24 protein-coding genes are annotated in these 23,237 nt (G+C 70.5%); 20 read left to right on the top strand and 4 right to left on the bottom strand.

Translation table 11 applies throughout. The features are described 5' to 3' along the window. Positions 1-34 precede the first annotated feature (34 nt). From VFE82_RS02295 to VFE82_RS02280, 4 genes are read left to right on the top strand one after another with little or no spacing between them, the layout of a single operon-like run. The gene (locus VFE82_RS02295) at positions 35-1,534 is read left to right on the top strand and encodes a DUF4178 domain-containing protein (RefSeq protein ID WP_324998614.1); all 1,500 of its coding nucleotides are present in this window, start codon (positions 35-37) and stop codon (positions 1,532-1,534) included. A gap of 37 nt (positions 1,535-1,571) precedes the next feature. Next, complete coding sequence (locus VFE82_RS02290; RefSeq protein WP_324998613.1) at positions 1,572-1,790, top strand: DUF350 domain-containing protein; 219 nt, start codon at positions 1,572-1,574, stop codon at positions 1,788-1,790. A 7-nt stretch (positions 1,791-1,797) separates the two neighbouring features. Further along, a complete protein-coding gene (locus VFE82_RS02285; RefSeq protein WP_324998612.1) occupies positions 1,798-3,342 on the top strand; it encodes a polyamine aminopropyltransferase in 1,545 nt (514 codons plus the stop codon). 5 nt (positions 3,343-3,347) lie between these two features. After that, positions 3,348-4,934 carry an FAD-dependent oxidoreductase gene (locus VFE82_RS02280; RefSeq protein WP_414708713.1) on the top strand — a complete coding sequence of 529 codons (1,587 nt, stop codon included), beginning with the start codon at positions 3,348-3,350 and terminating at the stop codon, positions 4,932-4,934. Positions 4,935-4,946: 12 nt separating this feature from the next. On the opposite strand, the gene corA is transcribed toward VFE82_RS02280, so the two are convergent. The 3 genes from corA to VFE82_RS02265 all read right to left on the bottom strand — a co-directional run bounded on the left by corA (position 4,947) and on the right by VFE82_RS02265 (position 7,906). Continuing rightward, a complete protein-coding gene (gene corA / locus VFE82_RS02275; protein ID WP_324998610.1) occupies positions 4,947-5,933 on the bottom strand; it encodes a magnesium/cobalt transporter CorA in 987 nt (328 codons plus the stop codon). Positions 5,934-6,070: 137 nt separating this feature from the next. Then, a complete protein-coding gene (locus VFE82_RS02270; RefSeq protein WP_324998609.1) occupies positions 6,071-7,267 on the bottom strand; it encodes a patatin-like phospholipase family protein in 1,197 nt (398 codons plus the stop codon). A 39-nt stretch (positions 7,268-7,306) separates the two neighbouring features. Beyond that, positions 7,307-7,906, bottom strand: coding sequence for an isochorismatase family cysteine hydrolase (locus tag VFE82_RS02265; RefSeq protein WP_324998608.1), 600 nt, complete (start codon positions 7,904-7,906; stop codon positions 7,307-7,309). 178 nt (positions 7,907-8,084) lie between these two features. Between VFE82_RS02265 and VFE82_RS02260 the strand changes: the two genes are divergently transcribed. From VFE82_RS02260 to hprK, 5 genes are all read left to right on the top strand, one after another. Next, the gene (locus VFE82_RS02260) at positions 8,085-8,276 is read left to right on the top strand and encodes a hypothetical protein (RefSeq protein WP_324998607.1); all 192 of its coding nucleotides are present in this window, start codon (positions 8,085-8,087) and stop codon (positions 8,274-8,276) included. Positions 8,277-8,303: 27 nt separating this feature from the next. After that, positions 8,304-8,483, top strand: a complete 180-nt coding sequence (locus tag VFE82_RS02255; RefSeq protein ID WP_324998606.1) for a hypothetical protein — start codon at positions 8,304-8,306, stop codon at positions 8,481-8,483. Positions 8,484-8,853: 370 nt separating this feature from the next. Continuing rightward, positions 8,854-9,183, top strand: a complete 330-nt coding sequence (gene hpf, locus VFE82_RS02250) for a ribosome hibernation-promoting factor, HPF/YfiA family (protein WP_324998605.1) — start codon at positions 8,854-8,856, stop codon at positions 9,181-9,183. A gap of 136 nt (positions 9,184-9,319) precedes the next feature. After that, positions 9,320-9,787: a PTS sugar transporter subunit IIA gene (locus VFE82_RS02245; protein WP_324998604.1), complete on the top strand. Its 468-nt coding sequence runs from the start codon at positions 9,320-9,322 to the stop codon at positions 9,785-9,787. After that, positions 9,784-10,734: an HPr(Ser) kinase/phosphatase gene (hprK, locus tag VFE82_RS02240; RefSeq protein ID WP_324998603.1), complete on the top strand. Its 951-nt coding sequence runs from the start codon at positions 9,784-9,786 to the stop codon at positions 10,732-10,734. Before VFE82_RS02245 ends, hprK begins: the two co-directional genes overlap by 4 nt. 18 nt (positions 10,735-10,752) lie before the next feature. On the opposite strand, the gene fur is transcribed toward hprK, so the two are convergent. Next, the gene (gene fur, locus VFE82_RS02235; RefSeq protein WP_324998602.1) at positions 10,753-11,193 is read right to left on the bottom strand and encodes a ferric iron uptake transcriptional regulator; all 441 of its coding nucleotides are present in this window, start codon (positions 11,191-11,193) and stop codon (positions 10,753-10,755) included. Between the two features lie 73 nt (positions 11,194-11,266). On the opposite strand from fur, the gene VFE82_RS02230 reads away from it, so the two are divergent. The 11 genes from VFE82_RS02230 to gshA all read left to right on the top strand — a co-directional run bounded on the left by VFE82_RS02230 (position 11,267) and on the right by gshA (position 23,198). Continuing rightward, a complete protein-coding gene (locus tag VFE82_RS02230) occupies positions 11,267-11,809 on the top strand; it encodes an outer membrane protein assembly factor BamE (RefSeq protein WP_324998601.1) in 543 nt (180 codons plus the stop codon). Between the two features lie 7 nt (positions 11,810-11,816). Continuing rightward, positions 11,817-12,647, top strand: coding sequence for a 4-hydroxy-tetrahydrodipicolinate reductase (gene dapB / locus VFE82_RS02225; RefSeq protein WP_324998600.1), 831 nt, complete (start codon positions 11,817-11,819; stop codon positions 12,645-12,647). Between the two features lie 47 nt (positions 12,648-12,694). Next, the gene (locus VFE82_RS02220; RefSeq protein ID WP_324998599.1) at positions 12,695-13,384 is read left to right on the top strand and encodes a MotA/TolQ/ExbB proton channel family protein; all 690 of its coding nucleotides are present in this window, start codon (positions 12,695-12,697) and stop codon (positions 13,382-13,384) included. Further along, the gene (locus VFE82_RS02215) at positions 13,384-13,803 is read left to right on the top strand and encodes a biopolymer transporter ExbD (protein WP_324998598.1); all 420 of its coding nucleotides are present in this window, start codon (positions 13,384-13,386) and stop codon (positions 13,801-13,803) included. Before VFE82_RS02220 ends, VFE82_RS02215 begins: the two co-directional genes overlap by 1 nt. 57 nt (positions 13,804-13,860) lie before the next feature. Further along, a complete protein-coding gene (gene leuS, locus VFE82_RS02210) occupies positions 13,861-16,479 on the top strand; it encodes a leucine--tRNA ligase (RefSeq protein ID WP_324998597.1) in 2,619 nt (872 codons plus the stop codon). 3 nt (positions 16,480-16,482) lie between these two features. Further along, entirely contained in the window at positions 16,483-17,040 is a 558-nt protein-coding gene (gene lptE, locus VFE82_RS02205) for an LPS assembly lipoprotein LptE (protein WP_324998596.1), read from the top strand. Positions 17,041-17,123: 83 nt separating this feature from the next. Then, complete coding sequence (gene rocD, locus VFE82_RS02200) at positions 17,124-18,371, top strand: ornithine--oxo-acid transaminase (protein WP_324998595.1); 1,248 nt, start codon at positions 17,124-17,126, stop codon at positions 18,369-18,371. A 9-nt stretch (positions 18,372-18,380) separates the two neighbouring features. Then, positions 18,381-19,466: a DNA polymerase III subunit delta gene (gene holA / locus VFE82_RS02195; RefSeq protein ID WP_324998594.1), complete on the top strand. Its 1,086-nt coding sequence runs from the start codon at positions 18,381-18,383 to the stop codon at positions 19,464-19,466. A gap of 47 nt (positions 19,467-19,513) precedes the next feature. Then, the gene (locus VFE82_RS02190) at positions 19,514-20,779 is read left to right on the top strand and encodes a glutamate-5-semialdehyde dehydrogenase (RefSeq protein ID WP_324998775.1); all 1,266 of its coding nucleotides are present in this window, start codon (positions 19,514-19,516) and stop codon (positions 20,777-20,779) included. An 11-nt stretch (positions 20,780-20,790) separates the two neighbouring features. Then, the gene (locus VFE82_RS02185) at positions 20,791-21,804 is read left to right on the top strand and encodes a DUF6352 family protein (protein ID WP_324998593.1); all 1,014 of its coding nucleotides are present in this window, start codon (positions 20,791-20,793) and stop codon (positions 21,802-21,804) included. Positions 21,805-21,902: 98 nt separating this feature from the next. After that, positions 21,903-23,198, top strand: coding sequence for a glutamate--cysteine ligase (gene gshA / locus VFE82_RS02180; RefSeq protein WP_324998592.1), 1,296 nt, complete (start codon positions 21,903-21,905; stop codon positions 23,196-23,198). Positions 23,199-23,237: the final 39 nt, after the last annotated feature.

Raw genomic sequence — 23,237 nt, 5'->3', positions numbered from 1 at the left:
TCCCGCGCGGGGCCGGAGGGGGCCCCGTCCTGCATTGGCGACCACCGACAACACTCCGCAACGCAGTTACCGGGCTCCATGCCCCGGATGCGGCGCGCCGGTCGAATTCCGCAGCGCGCAGTCGACCCATGCCGTCTGCTCGTTCTGCCGCAGCACGGTGGTGCGATCGGGCGAGAAGCTGCAGCGCCTGGGCCGCATGGCCGAGGTCTTCGAGGACTACAGCCCGCTGCAGCTCATGGCCGCGGGGCGCCACGAAGGCCGTGGCTTCACCCTGGTCGGGCGGCTGCAGTACCGTGGCAGCAGTGGCGCCTGGACCGAGTGGCAGGCGCTGTTCGAGGGCGGCGACACCGGCACCTTGTCCGAGGACAACGGCTCCTATGTGTTCTCGAGGCCGGCGCGGATGCAGCGCGAGGTCCCGGCGGCCGACCGGTTCCGGCTGGGGGCGACCACCGCGGTCGGCGGCAAGTCGTTCACCGTCGCCACGCAGGACCAGGCGACCCTGGTGTCCGCGCAGGGCGAGCTGCCGCGGCTGCCACCGCTGGGCCAGCCGTTCCCGGTGGTGGAGCTGCGAAGCGCCGACGGCGAGGTGCTGTCGATCGAGTACGGCAGCACGCCTGCGCAAGTGTCGCGCGGGGTGCAGGTGCAGCTCGACGGCCTGCAGCTCACCGGGCTGCGCACGGAAGCGGGCCAGCAGGAGACGGCCCGCCAGTTCGCCTGCCCCCAGTGCGGGGCGCCGGTCGAGCTGCGGCTGCAGGGGACGCGCAGCATCACGTGCGCCAGTTGCCACAGCCTGATCGACGTCTCGCAAGGCATCGGCGGCGAACTGCGGCATGCGATCCAGGACGAGCCGGTGCAGCCGCTGGTGCTGCTCGGAACGGTGGGCCAGCTGCACGGGGCGGCCTGGCAGGTGGTGGGATTCCAGCACCGGATGGGGCGCGAGCCGGGCGACCCGGACGAGCAGTTCGGCTGGAGCGAGTACCTCCTCTACAACGCCCGGCGCGGGTTCCAGTTCCTGGTCGATTCCGAGGACGGCTGGAGCCTGGTCCAGCCGATGACCGGTGCGCCGGCGCTGTCCTCCGACGGCGGCACCGCCACCCACCAGGGCCAGCGGTACCGGCTCAAGGACAGCTACGAGGCCGAGACCACCTACGTGGCCGGCGAGTTCTACTGGCCGGTGGAGCGCGGCCAGAAGACCTTCAACCGGGACTTCACCAGCGGCAGGCAGCTGCTGTCCATGGAGCAGTCGCCGCGCGAGGTGACCTGGTCGGCCGGGCGCATCCTCGCCGGCGCGACGGTGTCCCAGGCCTTCCGACTTGACCAGGGAGGCGGCGATTTCCGCCGCGGCGATGCCGGCCCGACCAGCGGCCAGAGCGGCCTGGGCTGTGGTTGCCTGCTGCTGATCCTCCTGGGCATCCTGGTGCTGGTCCTGCTCGTCATCCTGCTGCGCGACGACGACAATGCCGGCGGCTCGGGCGCCTACCGCAGCGGCGGCGGATCCTACGGCGGCTATTCCAGCGGCGGCGGCCACAAGTGACCCGCGCGCCATCCACTCATTCGCAACGGAGGTGTCCATGGGCATCGAATGGTTGAAACCCGCGGCCGTTTTCGGCTCCATCGTGTACGCGCTGATCGGCGTGCTGCTGTTCTGGGGCAGCTTCCTCGTGATCGACAAGCTCACGCCGTACGACCTGTGGAAGGAACTGGTCGAGGAGCGCAACCTCGCGCTGGCCCTGGTGGTCGCTGCCATGTGCCTGGGCATCTCGATCATCGTCGCCGCAGCGATCCACTGAGCCTGCCGTGAAGGTCCTGCAGGACGGCGCCGCGCGGCCACGCGCGCGCGGCGCCGACGTCGCGCTGCTCGCGTCGGTGTTCGTGGTGGCGGCGTGCGGCCTCGTGTACGAGCTGGCCGCCGGTGCGCTGGCCTCCTACGTGCTGGGCGACTCGGTGCTGCAGTTCTCGACCGTCATCGGCAGCTACCTGTTCGCCATGGGCATCGGCTCGTGGCTGTCCAAGTTCTTCGAGCGGCAGCTGCCCGCCCATTTCCTGCGCATCGAGCTGCTGGTGGCCCTGATCGGGGGCGCCATGCCGGCGGTGCTGTTCCTGGTGCACGGCTGGCTGCCCAGCGCGTTTCGACCGCTGCTCTACGGCCTGGTGCTGGCGGTGGGAACCCTGGTCGGGCTGGAGATCCCGCTGGTCATGCGGATCCTCAAGCGGCATGTGGCGCTCAAGGATCTCGTCTCACAGGTGCTCACGTTCGACTACCTCGGCGCGCTGGCGGTGTCCGTGGCCTTTCCGCTGGTGTTCGTTCCGCAGCTCGGGCTGGTGCGCACCGGCTTCTTCTTCGGCCTGCTCAATGCCGGCGTGGCGGTGTGGGCGCTGTGGCTGTTCCGGCACGAGCTGCGCCGGTTTGCCGGCCACGCGGTGGCCTGCGCGCTCACCGGTGCGGCGCTCGTCGCCGGGCTGGCGGCCGCCGGTGCGATCACGACGCTGGCAGAGGACCGGCTGTACCAGGCGCCGATCCTGGTGGCCGAGAGCTCCGCCTGGCAGCGGATCGTCGTGACGGCCGGGCGCTCCGGCCATCGCCTCTTCCTCAACGGCAACCTGCAGTTCGCCGAGCGCGACGAGTACCGCTACCACGAGGCCCTGGTGCACCCGGTGATGGCCGCGCACGGCGCCCCGCGCAAGGTGGCCATCCTGGGCGGCGGCGACGGCATGGCCGTGCGGGAGGTCCTGCGCTATCCCGGCGTGGAGAGCGTCACGCTGGTGGAGCTCGACCCGCACATGACCCGGCTGTTCACCGACCACCCGGCGCTGGCGCGGCTCAATGGCGGTTCGCTCTCCTCGCCCAAGCTGCGCATCGTCAACGCCGACGCGTTCGGCTGGCTGGAGCGCACCGACGAGACCTTCGACGTCGTGATCGTCGACTTCCCCGATCCGACCAACTTCGCCATCGGCAAGCTCTACACCGACACCTTCTATGCGCTGCTCGACCGCCGCCTGGCGGCCAGCGGCTACGCGGTGGTGCAGACCACCTCGCCACTCGTGGCCCGGCAGAGCTTCTGGACGGTGGCCGCCACCATCGAGGCGGCCGGCCTGCGCGCCACGCCCTACCACGCGCATGTGCCGAGCTTCGGCGAATGGGGCTTCATCGTCGCCAGCCGCCGCCCCTGGCGGCTGCCCGAGGCCCTGCCGGCCGACCTGCGCTTCCTCACGCCCGGCACGCTGCCGTTGCTGTTCGATTTCCCGCGCGACATGCAACGGGTGCCGGCGCAGGTGAACCGGCTGTCGAACCAGACGCTGGTCACGACGTACGAGCGCGAATGGGGACGGGTGGTGCCGTGAGCGGCCTGGACCGGCGCCGATGGCTGGCGGCCGCGGCTGCCTGGCCGCTGTGGGGCTGCGACGCGGCGCCGGGCCTGCAGGGTGCCCTGACCGGCACCCATCCCGAACGCGGGCACCGCCTGCGCGGCGGCGCGGACCTGCGGGCCGCCCAGCCGGTCCCGCGCCGGACCGGCGTGGTGATCGCCGGGGCGGGGATCGCCGGGCTGGCGGCCGCGCGGGCACTGCGCCAGGCCGGCATCGACGATGTCGTCCTGCTGGACCTGGAGGACGAAGCCGGCGGGAACAGCCGCGGCGGCGCGGTGGGCGGGCTGAGCTGCCCGCTCGGGGCGCACTACCTGCCCGTGCCCGGCGACGCCGCGCACCACGTGCAGGATCTGCTGGAGGAGTTCGGGCTGCGCCGCCGCATCGCCGGCCGCTGGACGTATGACGAGCGCCACCTGTGCCACAGCCCGCAGGAGCGGCTGTTCTTCCAGGGCCAGTGGCAGGAGGGGCTGCTGCCGGCGCAAGGCGTGGCGGCCGCCACCCTCGAGGCGTACCGGCGGCTCGCGCGGCGCATCGATGCGCTCGCCCGAGACGCGCGCTACACCGTGCCCACGTCCGCCGGGCCGGTCGCGCCCGCCCACCTCCGGCTCGATGCGACCACCTTTAGCGCCTGGCTGGCAGCCGAGGGCTTCTCCGATGCGCTCCTGCTCTGGTACCTGGACTATTGCTGCCGCGACGAGTACGGCGCCGGCATCGCCACTGTCTCGGCCTGGGCCGGCGTGCACTACTTCGCCAGCCGGCATGGCTTCCATCCGCCGGGCGAGGAGGGTGACCGCGATGCGGTGCTGACCTGGCCGGAAGGCAATGCCTGGCTGGCGCGGCGCCTGGCCGCCCCCCTGGGCGACCGGGTGCGCCCGCGGCGGCTGGTCACGCGCATCGCCACGACCCGCGGCGGCGTCGAGGTGGACGCGACCGATCCGGACAGCGGCGCGGCCGAGCGCTGGCAGGCCGCCCACGCCGTGGTCGCGCTCCCCGCGTTCGTCGCGGCGCGCGTGCTGGCGTCCCCACCAGCCTTCGTGGCCGAGGCGGGCCGGCAGGCGCGCTATGCGCCCTGGATCGTGGCCAATCTCCATCTGCATTCGCCGCTGGCGGACCGCCCGGGCGCCGCGCCGGCCTGGGACAACGTGATCCATGGCAGCCGCGGCCTGGGCTATGTCGACGCGAGGCACCAGGCGCTGGACCCCCGGCCGGGGCCCACGGTGCTCACCTGGTACCTGGCGCCGGGCGAGGAGGCCCGCCGGCAGGTGCTCGAGGCGCCCTGGACGCACTGGCGCGACCGGCTGCTGGCCGACCTGCTGCCCGCGCACCCGGATCTTGGCGCCAGGGCCACGCGCCTGGAGGTCACGCGGTATGGGCATGCGATGCGGATCCCGGTGCCCGGTACGCGCGAGCGCTTGCGCGGGCTGCCGCTGCACGGCACGCGCCTGTCGTTCGCGCACGCCGACTGGGCGGGCTACTCGGTCTTCGAGGAGGCGTTCACGCAGGGGCACCTGGCGGGCGTCGCCGCCGCGCGTGCCCTGGCAGGGTACCGCCCGTCCGGGTCGGCCTAGTCGCGCCAGGCGCTAGCGCAGCCAGCCGCGCTTGCGGAAGTACCACATCGGGCCGAGTGCGCTGAACACCATCAGCGCCAGCGCCCACGGATAGCCCAGGTGCCAGTCCAGCTCGGGCATGAACTTGAAGTTCATGCCGTACAGGCTGGCGATCAGCGTCGGCGGCAGCAGCGCCACGCTGGCCACCGAGAAGATCTTGATGATCTTGTTCTGGTTGATGTTGATGAAGCCGACCGTGGCATCCATCAGGAAGTTGATCTTGTCGAACAGGAATGCCGTGTGGTTGTCGAGCGACTCGATGTCCCGCAGGATCTGGCGCGACTCCTCGAACTGGCTGGCCGACAGCATGCGGCTGCGCATCATGAAGCTGACGGCGCGCCGGGTGTCCATCACGTTGCGGCGGATGCGGCCGTTCAGGTCCTCCTGCCGCGCGATCTCGCCGAGCACCTCGCCGGCCAGGGTGTCGGTCACCTCGCCGGCCAGCACCTGCTTGCTCACCTTCTCCAGCTCGTCGTAGATGCCCTCCAGAGCATCGGCCGAATACTCGGCGTCGGCGTCGAACAGCTTGAGCAGCACGTCCTTCGCATCCTCGATCAGGCCGGGCGCGCGCCGTGCACGCAGCCGCAGCAGCCGGAACACCGGCACGTCCTCGTCGTGGATGGAGAACAGCACGCCCCGGCTGCGCAGGGTGTCGTTCATCTGGTTCAGGATGAAGGCGACCCGCACGTTGCGCGGCTCCTCGTCGTCGGCGATCAGGAAGTCGCTGCGGATGTGCAGTTCGCCGTTGTCTTCCTCGTAGAAGCGCGCGGACTCCTCGATGTCCTCGTCCATCGCGTCTTCCGGGATCGACAGCCCGTAGTACTGCTTGACCCAGCGCTTTTCCTCGAGCGTCGGCGACTCCAGGTCGACCCAGATCGGCTGGAAGCGGGAGAGCTCCTCGAGCGACTCGATTTCCTCCTGGAAGAGCCGCCCGTTCGCGAGCGTGAAGATGTTGAGCATGGAGTCCCTGACGTGTGCGTGGCGCGTTCGGCGTTGGTGGCGAGGAGGCTTTCAACGCCGGTCAGGGGGCGCTGAAAGCTACCGACTGGGGTGGCTTTCCAAGATGGTGCTCACGAGGGTGCTGCAACGGGCTGCGATTATGCCGCGGCGTCTGTGACGAGTGCCAGCAGCTCCTCCTTGCGCGCGAACGCGTCCTGCTCGCCCAGCGTGATCAGCTCGCGCACGAAGCCCGGCTCGAACAGCAGGTAGCTGGCGAGCGGGCCGGCACCGCGCGCCGCGCCCAGGCCGCCCAGCGCCCGGCGCACCGCCCTGGGCAGCGCCTGCGCGTGCGCCTGGGCGATCGCATCCACCGACTGCGACGGCTGCATCGCCACCACCTCCACGCTGCGGTAGGGAAGCAGCGCGCCCACTTCGCGCGGCAGCTGCCGCAACGTGCGCGTGACCCGCTGCGCCTGCTCGACGTCGGCCTGCAGCGTGTCGTGGAAGACGCTCGCCATCGCATGACCGGCGATCGAGCCCAGCGTCGGGGCGCCGGTTCCCGCGGTACCTGCGAACCCGGCCCGCTCGGGTTGCCCGCAGCCGACCACCAGCACGCGGCGGGCCCCCAGGTGCAGCGCCGGCGCGAGCGGCGACACCTGGCGCATGGAGCCGTCGCCGAAGAACTCGCGCCGGCCGTCCACCCACAGCGGCGTGGCCGGAAACAGGAAGGGGATGGCGCTGGACGCCATCAGGTGTTCGATCGTGAGCGGCTGGAACTCGGCGCGGCGGCCCGGGCGCCGCCATGGCTGGTGCCGCCCGTCCTGCGCCGTGTGGCAGAACGTCCAGTGCACGCCGCTGCTGTAGCTGGAGGCGGTGACCGCCAGCGCCTCGATCGCGCCGGCCGACAGGGACGCCTGGATGCCGTCCAGCGCGATGGCCCGGTGCAGCGTGTCCACCAGCGGCATGGTCTCCAGGATCGATCCCTCGCGCCGGGCGCGTCCCCACAGCGTGACGGCGGCGAGCAGGCGCGAGAAGCGCACCCACGGCGACACGCGCAGCGTGTACACGTCGCTGCTGCGCAGCCCGGCCCAGAAGGCGGCGAGCCGGTCGAAGGCGTCCAGGCCCGCGGACGCGGCGCTGGCCAAGTAGGCGGCGTTCAGCGCGCCGGCGGACGTGCCCACCAGCAGCTGGAACGGAAAGGTGGGCGGCCGACCGGGCTGCAGCCGCAGCATCGAGGCCAGCGCGCCCAGCACGCCCACCTGGTAGGCGGTGCGTGCTCCGCCGCCCATGAGCACCAGCGCACAGGCTGGGCGGGCGTCCACGCCGGCGCCGTCGGAATTCGGTCCCAGGCTCATCCTGGGCATGGTAGAGCAGGGCCGACCGGGGCTTGCGGATCAGCCGATTGCCGGCTCGCCTGCGGTGGACGGACGGACGTCGCACTTGAGCACGCTGCCCATGTAGGCCAGCGCGGCGGCCTTGGCCTCCTTGGTTTCCGCCGCGGTGCAGTCGGCGGGCACCCAGACCTTGAACTCGCGCAGGAACGCATCGGCGGCGGTCATCTGCACGCACATGTCGGTGGCCAGTCCGCAGATCACCAGCTCGCGCGCCTCCATCTCGGTCAGCAGCAGCTCGAGGGCCGAGGCGTAGAAGGCCGAATGGCGTGGCTTGAGGATGGTGATGTCGTCCGCCTGCGGGTACAGCACGCGCGCGATCTGCCCGGCTTCGCCTTCCAGGCCCAGGCAGGTGGAGACCAGGCTGTGGAAGTCGGACTGCCAGACGCCGTAGTTGTCGTTGGCGTAGATGGCCGGGACCTGCTCGGCCTGCAGGCGCTGCTTCAGGGCGGCGGTCGCCCGTGCTGCCACCAGCGCAGGCGCCGCGAGCTTTTCGGCGCCCGGGAAGTCCAGCGAGGTGATGAAATCGACGATGAGAAGTACGCGCTGACTCTTGGGGAGGCGGCAAGGGCGCAGGCCGGTGCCACGGGAGGTCTGGGGCATGCCTGGATTGTCACGGCGCCCCGGCGCCGATCGCGCCGTCCGGCCGCTGCCCCATCCGCAGGAGGCGTCCTACAGAGCTGGGCCGACCTGTCCGACAGCGCCGATGAGGTCATCCCCCTACATTGGCTCTTCCCCTCGGAGCGGCTCGCCGCCCCGTTTCCCGCAAGGAGCAGCAACGATGATCCAGCTAGCGAACGACCCGAACGCCAGCCGCATGAGCTGGCGTCGCACCGGCGAAGGCGAGAAGCCTGAAGCGGCCGACCAGCCGCGCCGTCGCGGCAGTCACGCCTGGCCTTTCATCAGCCGGCAAGCGCAGCGGCCGGAGCGTCCGTCCGGCGCGCAGAACCCGAGCAACGACAGCGGCAGCTGAGACCGCACCATTCCTTCAAGGCCCCGCATGTTGACCGAATCCAAGAACCCCAACAAATTCACCGATGCCCCGCGCGAGAAGCCGCAGGGCGACCGCGTCGAGCACGCGAACCTCGAGCGCCCGGGCGCCCAGGCGCATCCGCGGGCCCGCGCCGGCGGCGACTGGAGCCGCTACCTGAAGGCAGCCCCGGCCTGGCGCGTGAGCTGATCGACCTGACCTGAACCGTCCCGGGTAGCCGGCGCATGGCGCGCCGGTCCTTGGCGCCAAAGCGGCCCTGCGGGGCCGCTTTTGCTTTGCATCGGCGCCGGCATGCGCGCTCGCACGGGCGCGAAGCCGCCGCCGGCGACGCCTGCGCTCGGTTCCTCGCCAACGCTGAGCTGCTCGCCCGCCTGCGGCCCGCCGGCGCATCCACCTGCCCGCATGGACCGGTTGTCACGCCTTGCATTTGTGTCGGCTTGCGCCACCGCATTGCGTTCCGGGATGCTGCCGGGCATAGTGGGCCGCAACAGTTCACGCTTTCCCCCTCGCCCGCCGGCCCCGGCGGACTTTCAACCCGAGTGCACCAGGAGGCTCATTCATGAACTTGACGATCAGCGGTCACCATCTCGAAGTCACCCCCGCGCTGCGCAGCTACGTGACCACCAAGCTCGATCGGATCACCCGCCACTTCGACCAGGTGGTGGACATCAAGGTTCTCCTCGTCATTGACAACCTGCGGGAAAAGGAACGACGACAGCGGGCGGAATGCCGCATCCACGTCAAGGGCAACGACATGTTCGCCGAGAGCGCCCACGAGGACCTGTACGCCGCCCTCGACCAGCTGGTGGACAAGCTCGACCGCCAGGTCGGGCGCCACAAGACCCGGCTGCAGGACCACCACCACGCCGCGCCCAAGCGCCTGATGTGAGCTGGCGTTCGCCACTGGAAGGCCCCTTCGCGGGGCCTTTTTGACGCCGGTGCGGCGGGGTTGCCACGGTCGCAGCCCGACGCTGAGTCGGCCGACCCGGCGGGCGGACCGGGGTGCATAATCGCCATCCCCGACCATGAACCGTCTCGCTGCCATCCTGCCAGCCGCTCAGGTCCTCGTGAGCGTCGACGCCACCAGCAAGAAGCGCGCGTTCGAAGAGGCGGGCCTGCTGTTCGAGAACCTGCACGGCCTGTCACGGGCCCTGATCACCGACAGCCTGTTCGCTCGCGAGCGCCTGGGCTCCACCGGCCTGGGCCACGGCGTGGCCATTCCGCACGGACGCATCAAGGGCCTGAAGGCCCCGATGGCGGCCCTGTTCCAGCTCGCCAACCCGATCGGGTTCGATGCGCCGGACGAGCAACCGGTCAACCTGCTCATCTTCCTGCTGGTGCCCGAGGCGGCGACGCAGAAGCACCTGGAAATCCTCTCCGAGATCGCCGAGTTGCTCTCCGACGCGCCGCTGCGTGAAAAGATCAAGGCCAGCGCCGACGCTGCCGAGCTGCACCGGCTGATCGCCACCTGGCAGTCGGCGCAGCCGGCGTGAAACCCACCGTCGTCAGCGCCGACGTCCTCTTCGAGGACCACCGCGCGCAGCTCAAGTGGGAATGGGTCGCCGGGCTGGGCGCTTCGGAACGCCGCTTCGACGAGGTCGCCGTGCGTGCCGCCCGCTCCGGCGCCGACCTGGTCGGCTACCTCAATTACATCCACCCGTACCGGGTCCAGATCCTGGGCGAGCGCGAAGTCGCCTACCTCACCAATGCGACCGCCGACGACTGCGCCCGGCGGATCTCGCGCATCGTGACGCTGGAGCCGCCGGTGCTGGTGCTGACCGACGGCCAGAGCGCCCCCGAGTCCCTGCTGTCGATGTGCGAGCGGGCGCAGATCCCGATGTTCGCCACCGAGGAGCCGTCGGCCTTCGTCATCGACGTGCTGCGCGCCTACCTGTCCAAGCACTTCGCCGAGCGCACCTCGATGCACGGCGTGTTCATGGACATCCTCGGCCTGGGCGTGCTGATCACCGGCGAGTCGGGCCTGGGCAAGAGCGAACTCGGCCTGGAACTGATCACCCGCGGCAACGGCCTGGTGGCCGACGATGCCGTCGACCTGTACCGGGTCAACCAGACCACCATCGAGGGTCGCTGCCCGGAACTGCTGCAGAACCTGCTGGAAGTGCGCGGCATCGGCCTGCTGGACATCCGGGCCATCTTCGGCGAGACCGCCGTGCGCCGGAAGATGCGGCTGCGCCTGATCGTCCACCTGGTGCGGCGCGAGACCCTGGAGCGCGACTACGAGCGCCTGCCCTACGAGCCGCTGGTGCAGGACGTGCTGGGCGTGCCGGTGCGCAAGGCGGTCATCCAGGTGGTGGCGGGCCGCAACATCGCCGTGCTGGTGGAGGCGGCGGTGCGCAACACCATCCTGCAGCTGCGCGGCGTCGACACCTACCAGGAGTTCGTGGAGCGGCATCGCCGCGCCATGGAAAAGGGCGCCTGAGGAGAAGGCGCCGGGGGCTCAGCTACCGCGCCGCTTGGGGCGGTGCGGACAATCGTCCTTGGTGCAGTGCGCGTAGAGCGACAGGGCGTGATCGGCGATGGCGAAGCCCTTGGCCTGCGCCACCGCGTGCTGGCGCTTCTCGATCTCGGCGTCGTAGAACTCCTCGACCCGGCCGCAGTCGAGGCACACCATGTGGTCGTGGTGCGTTCCCTCGTTCAGCTCGTACACCGCCTTGCCGCTCTCGAAGTGGCTGCGCGAGAGGATGCCGGCCTGCTCGAACTGGGTCAGCACGCGGTAGACGGTGGCCAGCCCGATGTCGGAACGCTCCTCGAGCAGCACCCGGAAGACGTCCTCGGCCGTCATGTGGCGCTGCGAACCCTTCTGGAACACGTCCAGGATCTTCAGGCGGGGCAGGGTCGCCTTCAGGCCGGTGTTTTTGAGTTCGTCGATGTTCGCCATGGCGGGTCGGGCGGCAGGGGCCGCGGGGGGCTGCCGCTACAATCGTTCGATCATATCGCCTGCTTCCGCCACCATGCCGTTGTCCCTCCTGCGTTCCCTGCAGCCCGGTCTCGCGCTCGGGCTTTGCGCAGCCGTGGCGGGCTGCGGCACCGTCGACGGCGCCAGCCGGCGGATCGCCGACGCGATCACGCCGTACAAGGTCGAGATCGTCCAGGGCAACTTCATCTCGCGCGAGCAGGTGGAGCTGCTCAAGCCCGGCATGGGCCGCCAGCAGGTGCGCGAGATCCTGGGCACACCACTGGTCACCAGCGTGTTCCACGCCGACCGCTGGGACTACGTGTTCACGCTGCGACGGCAGGGCGTCGAGCCGCAGGCCCGGCGGCTCACCGTGTTCTTCCGCGGCGAGACACTCGACCGCGTCGAGGGCGACACGATGCCCAGCGAGTCCGAGTTCGTCGCCACCATCAACAAGCGCCGCGCCGGCAAGGTGCCGCCGCTGCAGGCGACCGAGGAGCAGCTGCAGCGCAATGCCGGCAAGGCGCCGCAGCCGCAGCCGCCCGCGCCCGCGCCCGCCACCGCGTCCTATCCTCCGCTCGAGCCCTCCGTGGCTCGCTGATCCCGCGATGCCACCGACGACCGCGGCGCCCGCCGCCTTGCACCAGATCGCCGTTGCCGGCGCCACCGGCCGCATGGGCCAGATGCTGATCGAGGCGATCCGCGCCTCCGGCGACTGCCAGCTCGCCGGCGCGATGGACCGGCCCTCCAGCCCCGCCATCGGCAACGACGCCGCGGCGTTCCTGGGCACCGCCAGCGGCGTTCCGGTGGTCGCCGACGTGCGCACGGGGCTCGCGCGCGCCAAGGTCCTGATCGACTTCACCCGGCCGGAGGGCACGATGGCCCACCTGGAGGCCTGCCGCGAGCGCGGCGTGCAGGCCGTGATCGGCACCACCGGCTTCAGCGACGACCAGAAGGCCCGCATCGCCGACTACGCCAGGGACATCGCCATCGTCATGGCACCCAACATGAGCGTCGGCGTGAACGTCACGCTGCGCCTGCTGGAGATGGCGGCCAAGGCCCTGTCGACCGGCTACGACATCGAGATCGTCGAGGCGCACCACCGCCACAAGGTCGACGCGCCCTCGGGCACCGCCCTCAAGATGGGCGAAGTGGTCGCGGCGGCCCTCGGCCGCGACCTGAAGGACTGCGCGGTGTACGGCCGCGAAGGCGTCACCGGCGAGCGCGACCCGTCCACCATCGGCTTCGCCACCATCCGCGGCGGCGACATCGTGGGCGACCACACCGTGCTGTTCGCCGGCACCGGCGAGCGCATCGAGATCACGCACAAGTCGTCCAGCCGCGCCACCTATGCGCAGGGCAGCCTGCGCGCCGTCCGCTTCCTGGCGGACAAGCGCAACGGCCTGTACGACATGTTCGACGTCCTCGGTCTGAGGTAGGCGCGGCGCCGCGCAGGCGCGTTGTGGCGAGGAAGGGAAGACTCACGATGGATGTCCTGCAGCTGTTCGGCCAGGCCGACGCGATCGGCCGCGCGGTGGCGTTGCTGCTGCTGCTCATGTCGGTGGCCAGCTGGGTCGTGATCCTCTGGAAGGCGTGGCTGCTGCGCCGGGCCGGGGCCGACGTCGCCCGTGCCACCGCCGCCTTCTGGCAGGCACCTTCCGTCGTCGATGCCCGCGAGCGGGTGGCCGGCGTCGACCGGGACGCGCTGGTGCTGCCGCTGGTGGACGCCACGCAGGCCCAGCCGGCCGGCTCGCTGGCCGCCGCCGGCGACCGCAGCCAGCAGCTCACGCGCGTGCTGCGCGATGCCCTGCATGCGGTTCTCGACAAGCTGCAGTTCGGCCAGGTGCTGCTGGCCACGGTCGGCTCCACCGCCCCCTTCGTCGGCCTGCTGGGCACCGTCTGGGGCATCTACCACGCGCTGGCGGGCATTGCCACGGCCGGGCAGATCAGCATCGACAAGATCGCCGGCCCCGTCGGTGAGGCCCTGATCATGACGGCGGCCGGGCTGGCGGTGGCCATCCCCGCCGTGCTGGGCTACAACATCTTCGGACGGCGCATCGGCCGCATCGAAGCCGACCTCGAGGGCTTCGCCCGCGACCTGCGCGAGCTGGTGGTGCACCACGCCGATGCGACGGGGTTCGCCGCGCCCGGGTCGCCGGCCGCTGGAGCCGCCTGATGGCGTTCGGCCGGCTCGAGCGCACCGAGGGCGCGCGTCCGATCAGCGACATCAACGTCACGCCGCTGGTGGACGTGATGCTGGTGCTGGTCGTGATCCTCCTCGTCACCGCGCCGCTGATGGCCAGTTCGCTGCGCCTGGATCTCCCGCAGGCCGAAGGCGCCCAGCCGTCGGACACTCCGCGGTTCGTGACCGTCGGCCTCGACGCGGCCGGCCGGACGTTCTTCAACGACCAGCCGGTCACGCCCGAGCAGCTGGCGCAGCGGCTGGCCGAAGCGGCCCGGCAGGGCGCGGACACCGAGGTCCAGCTGCGGGCCGACCAGGCCGTGCCCTATGGCCGCGTCGTCGCCGTGATGGGGGCCGCCCAGAAGGCTGGCCTCAACCGCATCGGCTTCGTGGCCGAGCCCGGCAGCCGCTGACACGCCCGCGGCCGCGCCGCCGGGCCACCCCGGCGGGCGCCGCCTAGAATTCCTGCCATGCAAGACAAGTACAACCACCTCGAGGTCGAGCGGGCCGCGCAGGCGCAGTGGCGCGCCCGGGACGCCTACCGCGTGGTCGAGGACGCACGCAAGAAGAAGTTCTACGCCTGCTCGATGCTGCCGTATCCCAGCGGCAAGCTGCACATGGGCCACGTGCGCAACTACACCATCAACGACATGTTGACCCGGTACCTGCGCATGAACGGCTACAACGTGCTGATGCCCATGGGCTGGGACGCGTTCGGCCTGCCGGCGGAGAACGCGGCGCTCAAGAACGGCGTGCCGCCGGCCAAGTGGACGTACGACAACATCGCCTACATGAAGGGCCAGATGCAGTCGATGGGACTGGCCATCGACTGGTCGCGCGAGGTCGCCACCTGCGATCCCAGCTACTACAAGTGGAACCAGTGGCTGTTCCTGAAGATGCTGGAGAAGGGCATCGCGTACCGCAAGACGCAGGTCGTCAACTGGGACCCGGTCGACCAGACCGTGCTGGCCAACGAGCAGGTGATCGACGGCAAGGGCTGGCGCACCGGCGCGGTGGTGGAAAAGCGCGAGATCCCCGGCTACTACCTGAAGATCACCGACTACGCGGCCGAGCTGCTGGAGCACGTGCAGCACAAGCTGCCCGGCTGGCCGGAGCGGGTGCGGCTGATGCAGGAGAACTGGATCGGCCGCAGCGAAGGCGTGCGCTTCGCGTTCCCGCACGACATCCGCGACGCCACGGGCCAGCTGATCGGCGAGGGGCGGCTGTACGTGTTCACCACCCGTGCCGACACGATCATGGGCGTCACGTTCTGTGCCGTGGCACCGGAGCATCCGCTGGCCACGCACGCGGCCCGCGCCAACCCGAAGCTCGCTGCCTTCATCGAGGACTGCAAGAAGGGCGGCACCACCGAGGCCGAGCTCGCGCTGCGCGAGAAGGAAGGCATGCCGACCGGCCTGGTCGTCACCCATCCGCTGACCGGCGAGCCGGTCGACGTCTGGGTGGGCAACTACGTGCTCATGGGGTACGGTGACGGCGCCGTCATGGGCGTGCCGGGGCACGACGAGCGCGACTTCGCGTTCGCGCTCAAGTACGACCTGCCGATCATGCAGGTCGTGCACGTCGACGGCGAGACCTACGACTACAAGCACTGGCAGGAGTGGTACGCCGACAAGGAGCACGGCGTCACCATCAACTCGGACGTGTACAGCGGCTTCGGCTACCAGGACGCCGTCAACGCGGTCGCCCATGCGCTCGAACAAAAGGGCCTGGGCGAGAAGAAGACCACCTGGCGGCTGCGTGACTGGGGCGTGAGCCGGCAGCGCTACTGGGGCACGCCGATCCCGATCATCCATTGCGAGCAGCACGGCGCCGTGCCGGTGCCCGAGAAGGACCTGCCCGTGGTCCTGCCGCAGGACTGCGTCCCGGACGGCAGCGGCAATCCGCTGAACAAGCGCGAGGACTTCCTGGCATGCAGCTGCCCGGTGTGCGGCAAGCCCGCCCGCCGCGAGACCGACACCATGGACACCTTCGTGGATTCGTCCTGGTACTTCATGCGCTACTGCGACCCGAAGAACGAGCAGCGCATGGTCGGCGACGGAACGCAGTACTGGATGCCGATGGACCAGTACATCGGCGGCATCGAGCACGCCATCCTGCACCTGCTGTACGCGCGCTTCTGGACCAAGGTCATGCGCGATCTGGGCCTGGTCACGATCGACGAACCCTTCACCAAGCTGCTCACACAGGGCATGGTGCTCAACGAGGCGTTCTCGCGCACCACCACTGGCAAGCAGTACTTCTGGACCCACGAGCTGGACATCGTGCGCGACGAGCACGCCAAGGTGCTGTCCGCCACCAGCAAGGCCGACGGCCAGCCGGTCACGTACGAGGGCTGGACGACGATGTCCAAGTCCAAGAACAACGGCGTCGACCCGCAGGACCTGATCGAGAAGTACGGCGCCGACACCGCCCGCCTGTACACGATGTTCACTGCGCCGCCGGAGGCCACGCTGGAGTGGAACGATGCGGCCCTGGAGGGCAGCTACCGCTTCCTGCGCCGGGTCTGGAACTTCGGCCACAAGCTCTCGGCGGCGGCGGCACTGGCCGGTGCGGCGGCCCCCGGCAAGCAGGTGCAGGCGCTGCGCCGCGACATCCACACCGTGCTGCGGCAGGTCGACTACGACTACCAGCGCATGCAGTACAACACCGTGGTGTCCGGCGCGATGAAGATGCTCAACGCGCTGGAGGACTTCAAGGGCGAGGCCGACCCCGGCGCCGACGCCGCGCTGCGGGAAGGCTTCGGCATCCTGCTGCGCGTGCTCTACCCGGTCACGCCGCACATCGCCGACGCGCTCTGGCAGGCGCTGGGTTACGCCGGCGTGCTGGGCGACCTGCTCGATGCGCCCTGGCCCCGGGTCGACGAGGGCGCACTGCAGCTCGACGAGATCGAGCTGGTGCTGCAGGTGAACGGCAAGCACCGCGGATCGGTCGCCGTCCCCGCCACCGCCAGCCGCGAGGAGATCGAGCGGCTGGCACTGGCCAGCGAGGCCTTCACCAAGTTCGCCGCCGGCGCGACCCCGAAGAAGGTCATCGTCGTCCCCGGCCGGCTGGTCAACGTGGTGGTCTGACCGATGTCCGGCCCGCGCACCACGCCCCTTCCGGCCACCGGAGCTCCAGCGGCCTGCCGGCTGCCGCGCCGGGGGCTGCTGCTCGCCGCCAGCGCCGCCGCGCTGCTGGCCGGCTGCGGCTTCGCGCTGCGCAAGGCGCCGGATTTCGCCTTCGACACCATCGCGATCCCGTCCACGGGCCCGATCGGCAACGAGCTGCGCCGGATGCTCAATTCGACGGGCACGGTGCAGGTCATGCCGCTGTCCACGCCGCCCGACAAGACCGAGGTCATCCTGGACATCCTGTCGGAGCCGCGCGAGAAGGTCGTCGTCGGCCTGAACGCCTCGGGCCAGGTGCGCGAGTTCCAGCTTCGGCTGCGGGTGCGCTTCCGGCTGCGCACGCCGCAGGGGCGCGAGCTGATTCCCGACACCGAGCTGCTGCAGCAGCGCGACGTCAGCTTCAACGAATCGGCGGTGCTCGCCAAGGAGGCCGAGGAGGCGCTCCTGTACCGCGACATGCAGAACGATCTGGTCCAGCAGCTGATGCGGCGCCTGGCGGCCGTCAAGTCCCTCTCGGGCTAGCCGGACGGGGTGTCCGCTGACGCGCAGCGCGGCCACTGCTGCGTAGAGTGGCAGCAGGGGTGCGTGCCCCGGGGAGAGCCGCAATGGACAGCCAGCCGAGGCCGGGCAGCCAGCACTTCGTCGCCCTGGAAGAGCGCTACGGCGCGCGCAACTACCTTCCCGTGCCGGTGGTCGTCGAGCGTGCCCGCGACTGCCTGGTCTGGGACGTCGAAGGGCGCGAGTACATCGACATGATGGGTGCGTACTCGGCCGTGAGCCACGGCCACCTGCACCCGCGCCTGGTCGCCGCCGCCACCCGGCAGCTGGAGAAGGTGGCGGTCACCTCCCGCGCCTACCACGGCAGCACCCTGGGGCCGTTCCTGCAGAAGCTGTGCGCGCTCGCCGGCTTCGAACGCGCGCTGCCGATGAACACCGGGGCCGAGGCCGTCGAGACCGCCATCAAGTGCGCGCGCCGCTGGGGCTACCGCGTCAAGGGCATCCCGGACGGCCAGGCCGAGATCCTGGTGGCGCGCGGCAACTTCCACGGGCGCACCTCCACCATCGTCGGCTTTTCCAGCGAGCCGGAGTACCGGGCCGGCTTCGGGCCGTTCGCGCCCGGGTTCCGGCATTTCGACTTCGGCGACCTGGCCAGCATCGAGGCGGCGGCGGGGCCCCACACGTGCGCCGTGCTGATCGAGCCGATCCAGGGCGAGGCCGGCGTGGTGCTGCCCCCGCCCGGGTTCTTCCGCGCGCTGCGGGACTGGTGCACCCGGGAGCGCGTGCTGCTGATCGACGACGAGGTGCAGGCCGGGCTGGGGCGCACGGGCCGCTGGTTCGCGTTCGAGCACGAGGGCATCCGCCCCGATGCACTGATCCTCGGCAAGGCGCTGGGCGGCGGCCTGCTGCCCGTCAGTGCCTTCCTGGCCGATGCCGCCGTGATGGACGTCTTCGAACCGGGCAGCCACGGCTCCACTTTCGGCGGCAATGCGCTGGCGGCGGCCGTCGCGCTGGAAGGACTGTGCGTGCTCGAGGAGGAGCAGCTGGTCGAACGCGCGGCCCGGCATGGTCCCTTGCTGATGGAGCGGCTGCACGAGGTGCGCCGGGCGGCCGCCCCTCTCATCCGGGACGTGCGCGGCCGCGGGCTGTGGGTCGGGGTGGACATCGATCCCGCGCACGGCAGCGCGCGCCGCCTGGTCGAGCGGCTGGCGGCACGTGGCGTGCTGTCCAAGGAGACGCACGAGACGGTGATCCGCTTCGCGCCGCCCCTGACCATCACGCCGGTGCTGATCGAGAAGGCCTGCGCCGTCTTCCGCGAGGTGGCGACGACGCGGGAGGCGGGGCCGCCCGACTAAACTCGCGGCATGCAGCTTGCCGCCGCCCAGCTGACCGCCCACCTGCAGAAGGGCCTGCGTTCGCTCTACACCCTGCACGGCGACGAGCCGTTGCTGGTGCAGGAGGCGGCCGACGCGATCCGCGCCGCTGCGCGTGCCCAGGGCTACACCGAGCGCACGGTCCACACCGTCGCCGGCGCCCATTTCGACTGGAGCGAGGTGCTGGCCGCCGGCGGCTCGCTGAGCCTGTTCGCCGAACGCCAGATCGTGGAGATCCGCATTCCTTCGGGCAAGCCCGGCAAGGAGGGCAGCCCGGCGCTGCAGCAGCTGGCCCAGGCCGCGCAGGGCAATGACTCGACGCTCACGCTGGTGCTGCTGCCGCGGCTGGACAAGATGACCAAGGGCGGCGCCTGGTTCGCGGCCCTGGACGGCCATGGCGTCACGATCCAGATCGACCCGGTGGAGCGGTCCGCGTTGCCGCCATGGATCACCCAGCGGCTGGCGCAGCAGGGCCAGCGGGTCGTCTCGGGCGAGGCGGGGCAGCGCACGCTGCAGTTCTTCGCCGACCGGGTCGAGGGCAATCTGCTGGCCGCCCACCAGGAGATCCAGAAGCTCGCGCTGCTGTACCCGGCCGGGGAGCTGTCGTTCGAGCAGGTCGAGAGCGCCGTGCTGAACGTGGCGCGCTACGACGTCTTCAAGCTGTCCGAGGCCGTGCTGGCCGGCCAGGCGGCGCGCGTGCAGCGGATGCTCGACGGACTGCAGGCCGAAGGCGAGGCCGAGGTGCTGGTGCACTACACCCTGGCCGAGGACATCCGCGCGCTCAAGCGGGTCAAGGACGCGATGGCCGCCGGCCGGCCGCTGCCGATGGCGCTGCGCGAGCAGCGCGTCTGGGGGCTCAAGGAGCGGTTGTTCGAGCGCGTGCTGCCGCGGCTGTCGCCCACCGCCCTGGACAACCTGCTGCATGCCGCCCACGTGGTCGACGGCATCGTCAAGGGCCTGAGGGCCCCCGGCTGGCCCAACGACGGCTGGCAGGCGCTGCACCGGCTGGCGATGCAGCTGTGCCAGGAGTGCGGTGCGCAGCAGGCTTCGGCAGCGCGTGGGAAAATCGCGGCGTGAACGCAAGAACCCTCGCATCCGAGCTGTCTGCCGCGGCGCCGTCCGACCTGCTCGCGAGCCTGCAGGCGATGGGGCAGCGGGCCCGACAGGCCAGCTCGCGCATGTCCGCCGCCACGGCGGCCGAGAAGAATGCTGCCCTGCGGGTGCTGGCCCGCAAGCTGCGGGCCAGCGGGCCGGCACTGGCTGGCGCCAACGCACGCGACATCGAGCGGGCCCAGGCGGCCGGCCTCGCCGCGCCGATGGTCGACCGGCTCAAGCTCACGCCGCAGGTGCTGGCCACCTTGGCCGAAGGCTGCGAGCAGCTCGCCGCGATGGCCGACATCGTCGGCGAGATCTCCGGCATGACCCAGCAGCCCAGCGGCATCCGGGTGGGGCGCATGCGCGTGCCGATCGGCGTCTTCGGGATGGTGTTCGAGAGCCGACCCAACGTCACCATCGAAGCCGCCAGCCTGTCGATCAAGAGCGGCAACGCCTGCATCCTGCGCGGCGGCTCCGAGGCGATCGACTCGAACAAGGCGCTGGCCCTGCTGGTGCGCGAGGCGCTGGCCGAGGCCGGGCTGCCCGATGACGCCGTGCAACTGGTGCAGACCACCGACCGGGAGGCCGTCGGGCACCTGATCGCAATGCCGCAGTTCGTCGACGTGATCATCCCGCGCGGCGGCAAGGGCCTGATCGAGCGCATCAGCCGCGAGGCCAAGGTGCCGGTCATCAAGCACCTGGACGGCAATTGCCACACCTACGTCGACGATCCATGTGACCTCGACATGGCCGTGGCGCTGGTCGAGAACGCGAAGACGCAGAAGTACAGCCCCTGCAATGCCACCGAAGGCCTGCTCGTGGCCCGGGGCGTCGCGGCGCAGTTCCTGCCAAGGATCGGTGCGGTGTTCGCGGCCAAGGGCGTCGAGATGCGTTGCGATCCGGCCGCGCGCGAACTGCTGGCCGCCTTGCCGGGCGCACAGGTCAAGCCGGCCACCGAGCAGGACTGGTACGAGGAGTACCTCGCCCCCGTCATCAGCATCAAGGTGGTCGCCGGACTGGACGAGGCCATCGCCCACATCAACCGGTACGGCAGCCACCACACCGATGCGATCGTCACGCGCGACCACGTGCACGCCCAGCGCTTCCTGCGCGAGGTCGACTCGGCCAGCGTGATGGTCAATGCGAGCACACGCTTCGCCGATGGCTTCGAGTACGGACTGGGTGCCGAGATCGGCATCAGCACCGACAAGTTCCACGCCCGCGGCCCGGTGGGCCTCGAAGGCCTGACGTCCCTGAAGTGGGTGGTGCTGGGCCAGGGCGAGATCCGCCGCTGACCGGGACCGCCATGCCGGACTACTGGCCAGGCTGCGGCTGGCAGCTGCTGCAGCGGTCGCCCGAGGGGCAGCTGGTCGTCACCGACGACTTCCTGCGCAGCCTGCTCGCGCGGCCCGAACTCGCGCCCGTGGCCGAATCGTGCGACGCCGAGCGGGCCCTGCATGCGGCCCTGCTCGAGGCACCCAGGCAGCCGGTCGCGCCGGCGCGCCTGGCTGCCCTGGCGGACGAGGATGCGCGCGCCAACTACGAGGTGTGGCTGCGCTTTCGCGAGCGGCTGCTGGCACGCCCGACCCTGGAAGGCAGCTACCTGCAGCTGTTCCGCGGCAACGTCGACGTGCCGCCGCTGCTGGTGCAGCAGCTCACCCAGGTGCTGCTGCGCCACATCCTGGGCGAGCAGGCCACGCCGTTCCAGGCGCGGGCGGCCGAGATGCTGTTCCGCACCCAGCGCATCGCGATCCAGGACGAAGGCCAGGTCATGGCGGCCGACGAGGAGACGGTGGAGCGCCAGGCGCTGGCCGGCAGCTTCGGCACGCTGGGCGACCTGCTGCGGCAGGCCGGCGCCACGCTGCGGACCGCCGAACTCGACGTGCTGGGCGAGGCCAATGCGCAGGTGTACTGGGAGCGCAACGACGCCCACGACCTGGTCGTCAGCCTGAACCACGGCCAGCCGGCGCTGGCGGCGCTGTGCGAGGTCATCGCCAGGTGGGTTCGGCATTTCCACGGCGTCAACGTGCGGGTGGCGCCGGAGCGCGAGATCGACGAGGACCAGTGGGTCTGGCATGTCGGCCTGGACGCCCAGGCGACCGCGGTGCTCAACGCGCTGTACCGCGGCGAGGAGGTCGACGAGGCCGAGGGCCGGCGCATGCTCTGCCTGTTCCGCCTGGAGTTCGACGATCCGCACGTGATGCGGCCGGAGGTGGCCGGCCGGCCGGTGTACCTGGCCATGGCCATGGACGCGGCCAACCGGCTGCGCCTGAAGCCGCAGAACCTGCTGCTCAACCTGCCCCTGGCACGCCAGAGCTGACCGCGCCGCTCGGAACGGCTGGGCTCACCTTGCAAGCTCCTCGGCCGCCCTCAAATCCCTAGAATCCAGTCAAACAATCGGCAGGCGACGAGGGCTCCATGGTTCCCCATCTCATCACGGCCCTGAACGGCCCCATCAACGAGCTCGAGCAGCGCATCCTGGAATCGATGCCCGCCATCGAGCGCTGGTTCCGCCTGGAATGGATGGAGCACACGCCGCCGTTCTACACCTCGGTGGACGTGCGCAACGCGGGCTTCAAGCTGGCGCCGGTCGACACCAACCTGTTCCCGGGCGGCTGGAACAACCTGACTCCCGAGATGCTGCCGCTGGCCGTGCAGTCGGCGATGGCGGCGATCGAGAAGATCTGTCCGGAAGCGCGCAACCTGCTGGTGATCCCGGAGAACCACACCCGCAACACGTTCTACCTGAGCAACGTGCTGCAACTGCAGCGGATCTTCCACATGGCGGGCCTGAACGTGCGGGTCGGCTCGATCAATCCCGAGATCAAGGAGCCCACCACGATCAACCTGCCCACGGGCGAGTCCGTGGTGCTGGAGCCGGTGGTGCGCAGCAAGCACCGGCTCGGGCTGAAGGATTTCGATCCCTGCACCATCCTTCTCAACAACGACCTGTCCGCCGGCGCCCCGGGCATCCTGGAGGACCTGCACGAGCAGTACCTCCTGCCGCCGCTGCACGCGGGCTGGTCGGTGCGGCGCAAGAGTCGCCACTTCCAGAGCTACGAAGAGGTTGCCAAGCGGTTCGGCAAGATGCTGGGCATCGACCCGTGGCTGATCAACCCCATGTTCAACCGTTGCGGCGAGGTCGACTTCAACGCCGGCACCGGGATGGAGTGCCTCACGTCCAACGTCGATGCACTCCTGACGCGGGTGCGCAAGAAGTACAAGGAATACGGCATCAACGAGAAGCCGTTCGTGATCGTCAAGGCCGACAACGGGACCTATGGCATGGGCATCATGACCGTGCGCGACGTCAAGGACCTCGAGCAGCTCAGCCGCCGCACGCGCAACAAGATGGCCGTGGTCAAGGACGGCCAGGAAGTGCACGACGTCATCATCCAGGAAGGTGTCCAGACCTACGAGCGCATCCATGACGCGGTGGCCGAGCCGGTGGTCTACATGATGGACCGCTACGTCGTCGGCGGCTTCTACCGGGTGCATCCCGAGCGCGGCATCGACGAGAACCTCAATGCGCCGGGCGCGGGCTTCGTGCCGCTGGCCTTCGCCGAGAGCACGCGGCTGCCGCAGCCCGGCCAGAAGCCCGGCGCCAGCGCGCCCAACCGGTTCTACATGTATGGCGTCATCGGGCGCCTGGCGATGCTGGCGGCCAGCTACGAGCTGGAAGCCACCGACCCGGACGCCGAAACCTACGATTGACCGGGCAGTTGCTGCGGTGCAACATGACCACTGCAGGGC

Source organism: Ramlibacter sp., assembly GCF_035655895.1.
Taxonomy (GTDB): Bacteria; Pseudomonadota; Gammaproteobacteria; order Burkholderiales; family Burkholderiaceae_C; genus Ramlibacter.
Note: the sequence above shows the minus strand (reverse complement) of the source record. Positions and strands in the feature narration are given on the sequence as shown.

Excerpts from the sequence above, each read along its gene's own strand:
- corA (WP_324998610.1), bottom strand. The coding sequence starts at position 5,933 with ATGCTCAACATCTTCACGCTCGCGAACGGGCGGCTCTTCCAGGAGGAA.
- VFE82_RS02215 (WP_324998598.1), top strand. The coding sequence starts at position 13,384 with ATGGCGTTCGGCCGGCTCGAGCGCACCGAGGGCGCGCGTCCGATCAGC.
- rocD (WP_324998595.1), top strand. The coding sequence starts at position 17,124 with ATGGACAGCCAGCCGAGGCCGGGCAGCCAGCACTTCGTCGCCCTGGAA.
- leuS (WP_324998597.1), top strand. The coding sequence starts at position 13,861 with ATGCAAGACAAGTACAACCACCTCGAGGTCGAGCGGGCCGCGCAGGCG.
- fur (WP_324998602.1), bottom strand. The coding sequence starts at position 11,193 with ATGGCGAACATCGACGAACTCAAAAACACCGGCCTGAAGGCGACCCTG.
- VFE82_RS02245 (WP_324998604.1), top strand. The coding sequence starts at position 9,320 with ATGAACCGTCTCGCTGCCATCCTGCCAGCCGCTCAGGTCCTCGTGAGC.
- holA (WP_324998594.1), top strand. The coding sequence starts at position 18,381 with ATGCAGCTTGCCGCCGCCCAGCTGACCGCCCACCTGCAGAAGGGCCTG.
- hpf (WP_324998605.1), top strand. The coding sequence starts at position 8,854 with ATGAACTTGACGATCAGCGGTCACCATCTCGAAGTCACCCCCGCGCTG.
- gshA (WP_324998592.1), top strand. The coding sequence starts at position 21,903 with ATGGTTCCCCATCTCATCACGGCCCTGAACGGCCCCATCAACGAGCTC.
- VFE82_RS02260 (WP_324998607.1), top strand. The coding sequence starts at position 8,085 with ATGATCCAGCTAGCGAACGACCCGAACGCCAGCCGCATGAGCTGGCGT.
- dapB (WP_324998600.1), top strand. The coding sequence starts at position 11,817 with ATGCCACCGACGACCGCGGCGCCCGCCGCCTTGCACCAGATCGCCGTT.
- VFE82_RS02185 (WP_324998593.1), top strand. The coding sequence starts at position 20,791 with ATGCCGGACTACTGGCCAGGCTGCGGCTGGCAGCTGCTGCAGCGGTCG.
- VFE82_RS02255 (WP_324998606.1), top strand. The coding sequence starts at position 8,304 with ATGTTGACCGAATCCAAGAACCCCAACAAATTCACCGATGCCCCGCGC.
- VFE82_RS02230 (WP_324998601.1), top strand. The coding sequence starts at position 11,267 with ATGCCGTTGTCCCTCCTGCGTTCCCTGCAGCCCGGTCTCGCGCTCGGG.
- lptE (WP_324998596.1), top strand. The coding sequence starts at position 16,483 with ATGTCCGGCCCGCGCACCACGCCCCTTCCGGCCACCGGAGCTCCAGCG.
- VFE82_RS02265 (WP_324998608.1), bottom strand. The coding sequence starts at position 7,906 with ATGCCCCAGACCTCCCGTGGCACCGGCCTGCGCCCTTGCCGCCTCCCC.
- VFE82_RS02290 (WP_324998613.1), top strand. The coding sequence starts at position 1,572 with ATGGGCATCGAATGGTTGAAACCCGCGGCCGTTTTCGGCTCCATCGTG.
- VFE82_RS02220 (WP_324998599.1), top strand. The coding sequence starts at position 12,695 with ATGGATGTCCTGCAGCTGTTCGGCCAGGCCGACGCGATCGGCCGCGCG.
- VFE82_RS02270 (WP_324998609.1), bottom strand. The coding sequence starts at position 7,267 with ATGAGCCTGGGACCGAATTCCGACGGCGCCGGCGTGGACGCCCGCCCA.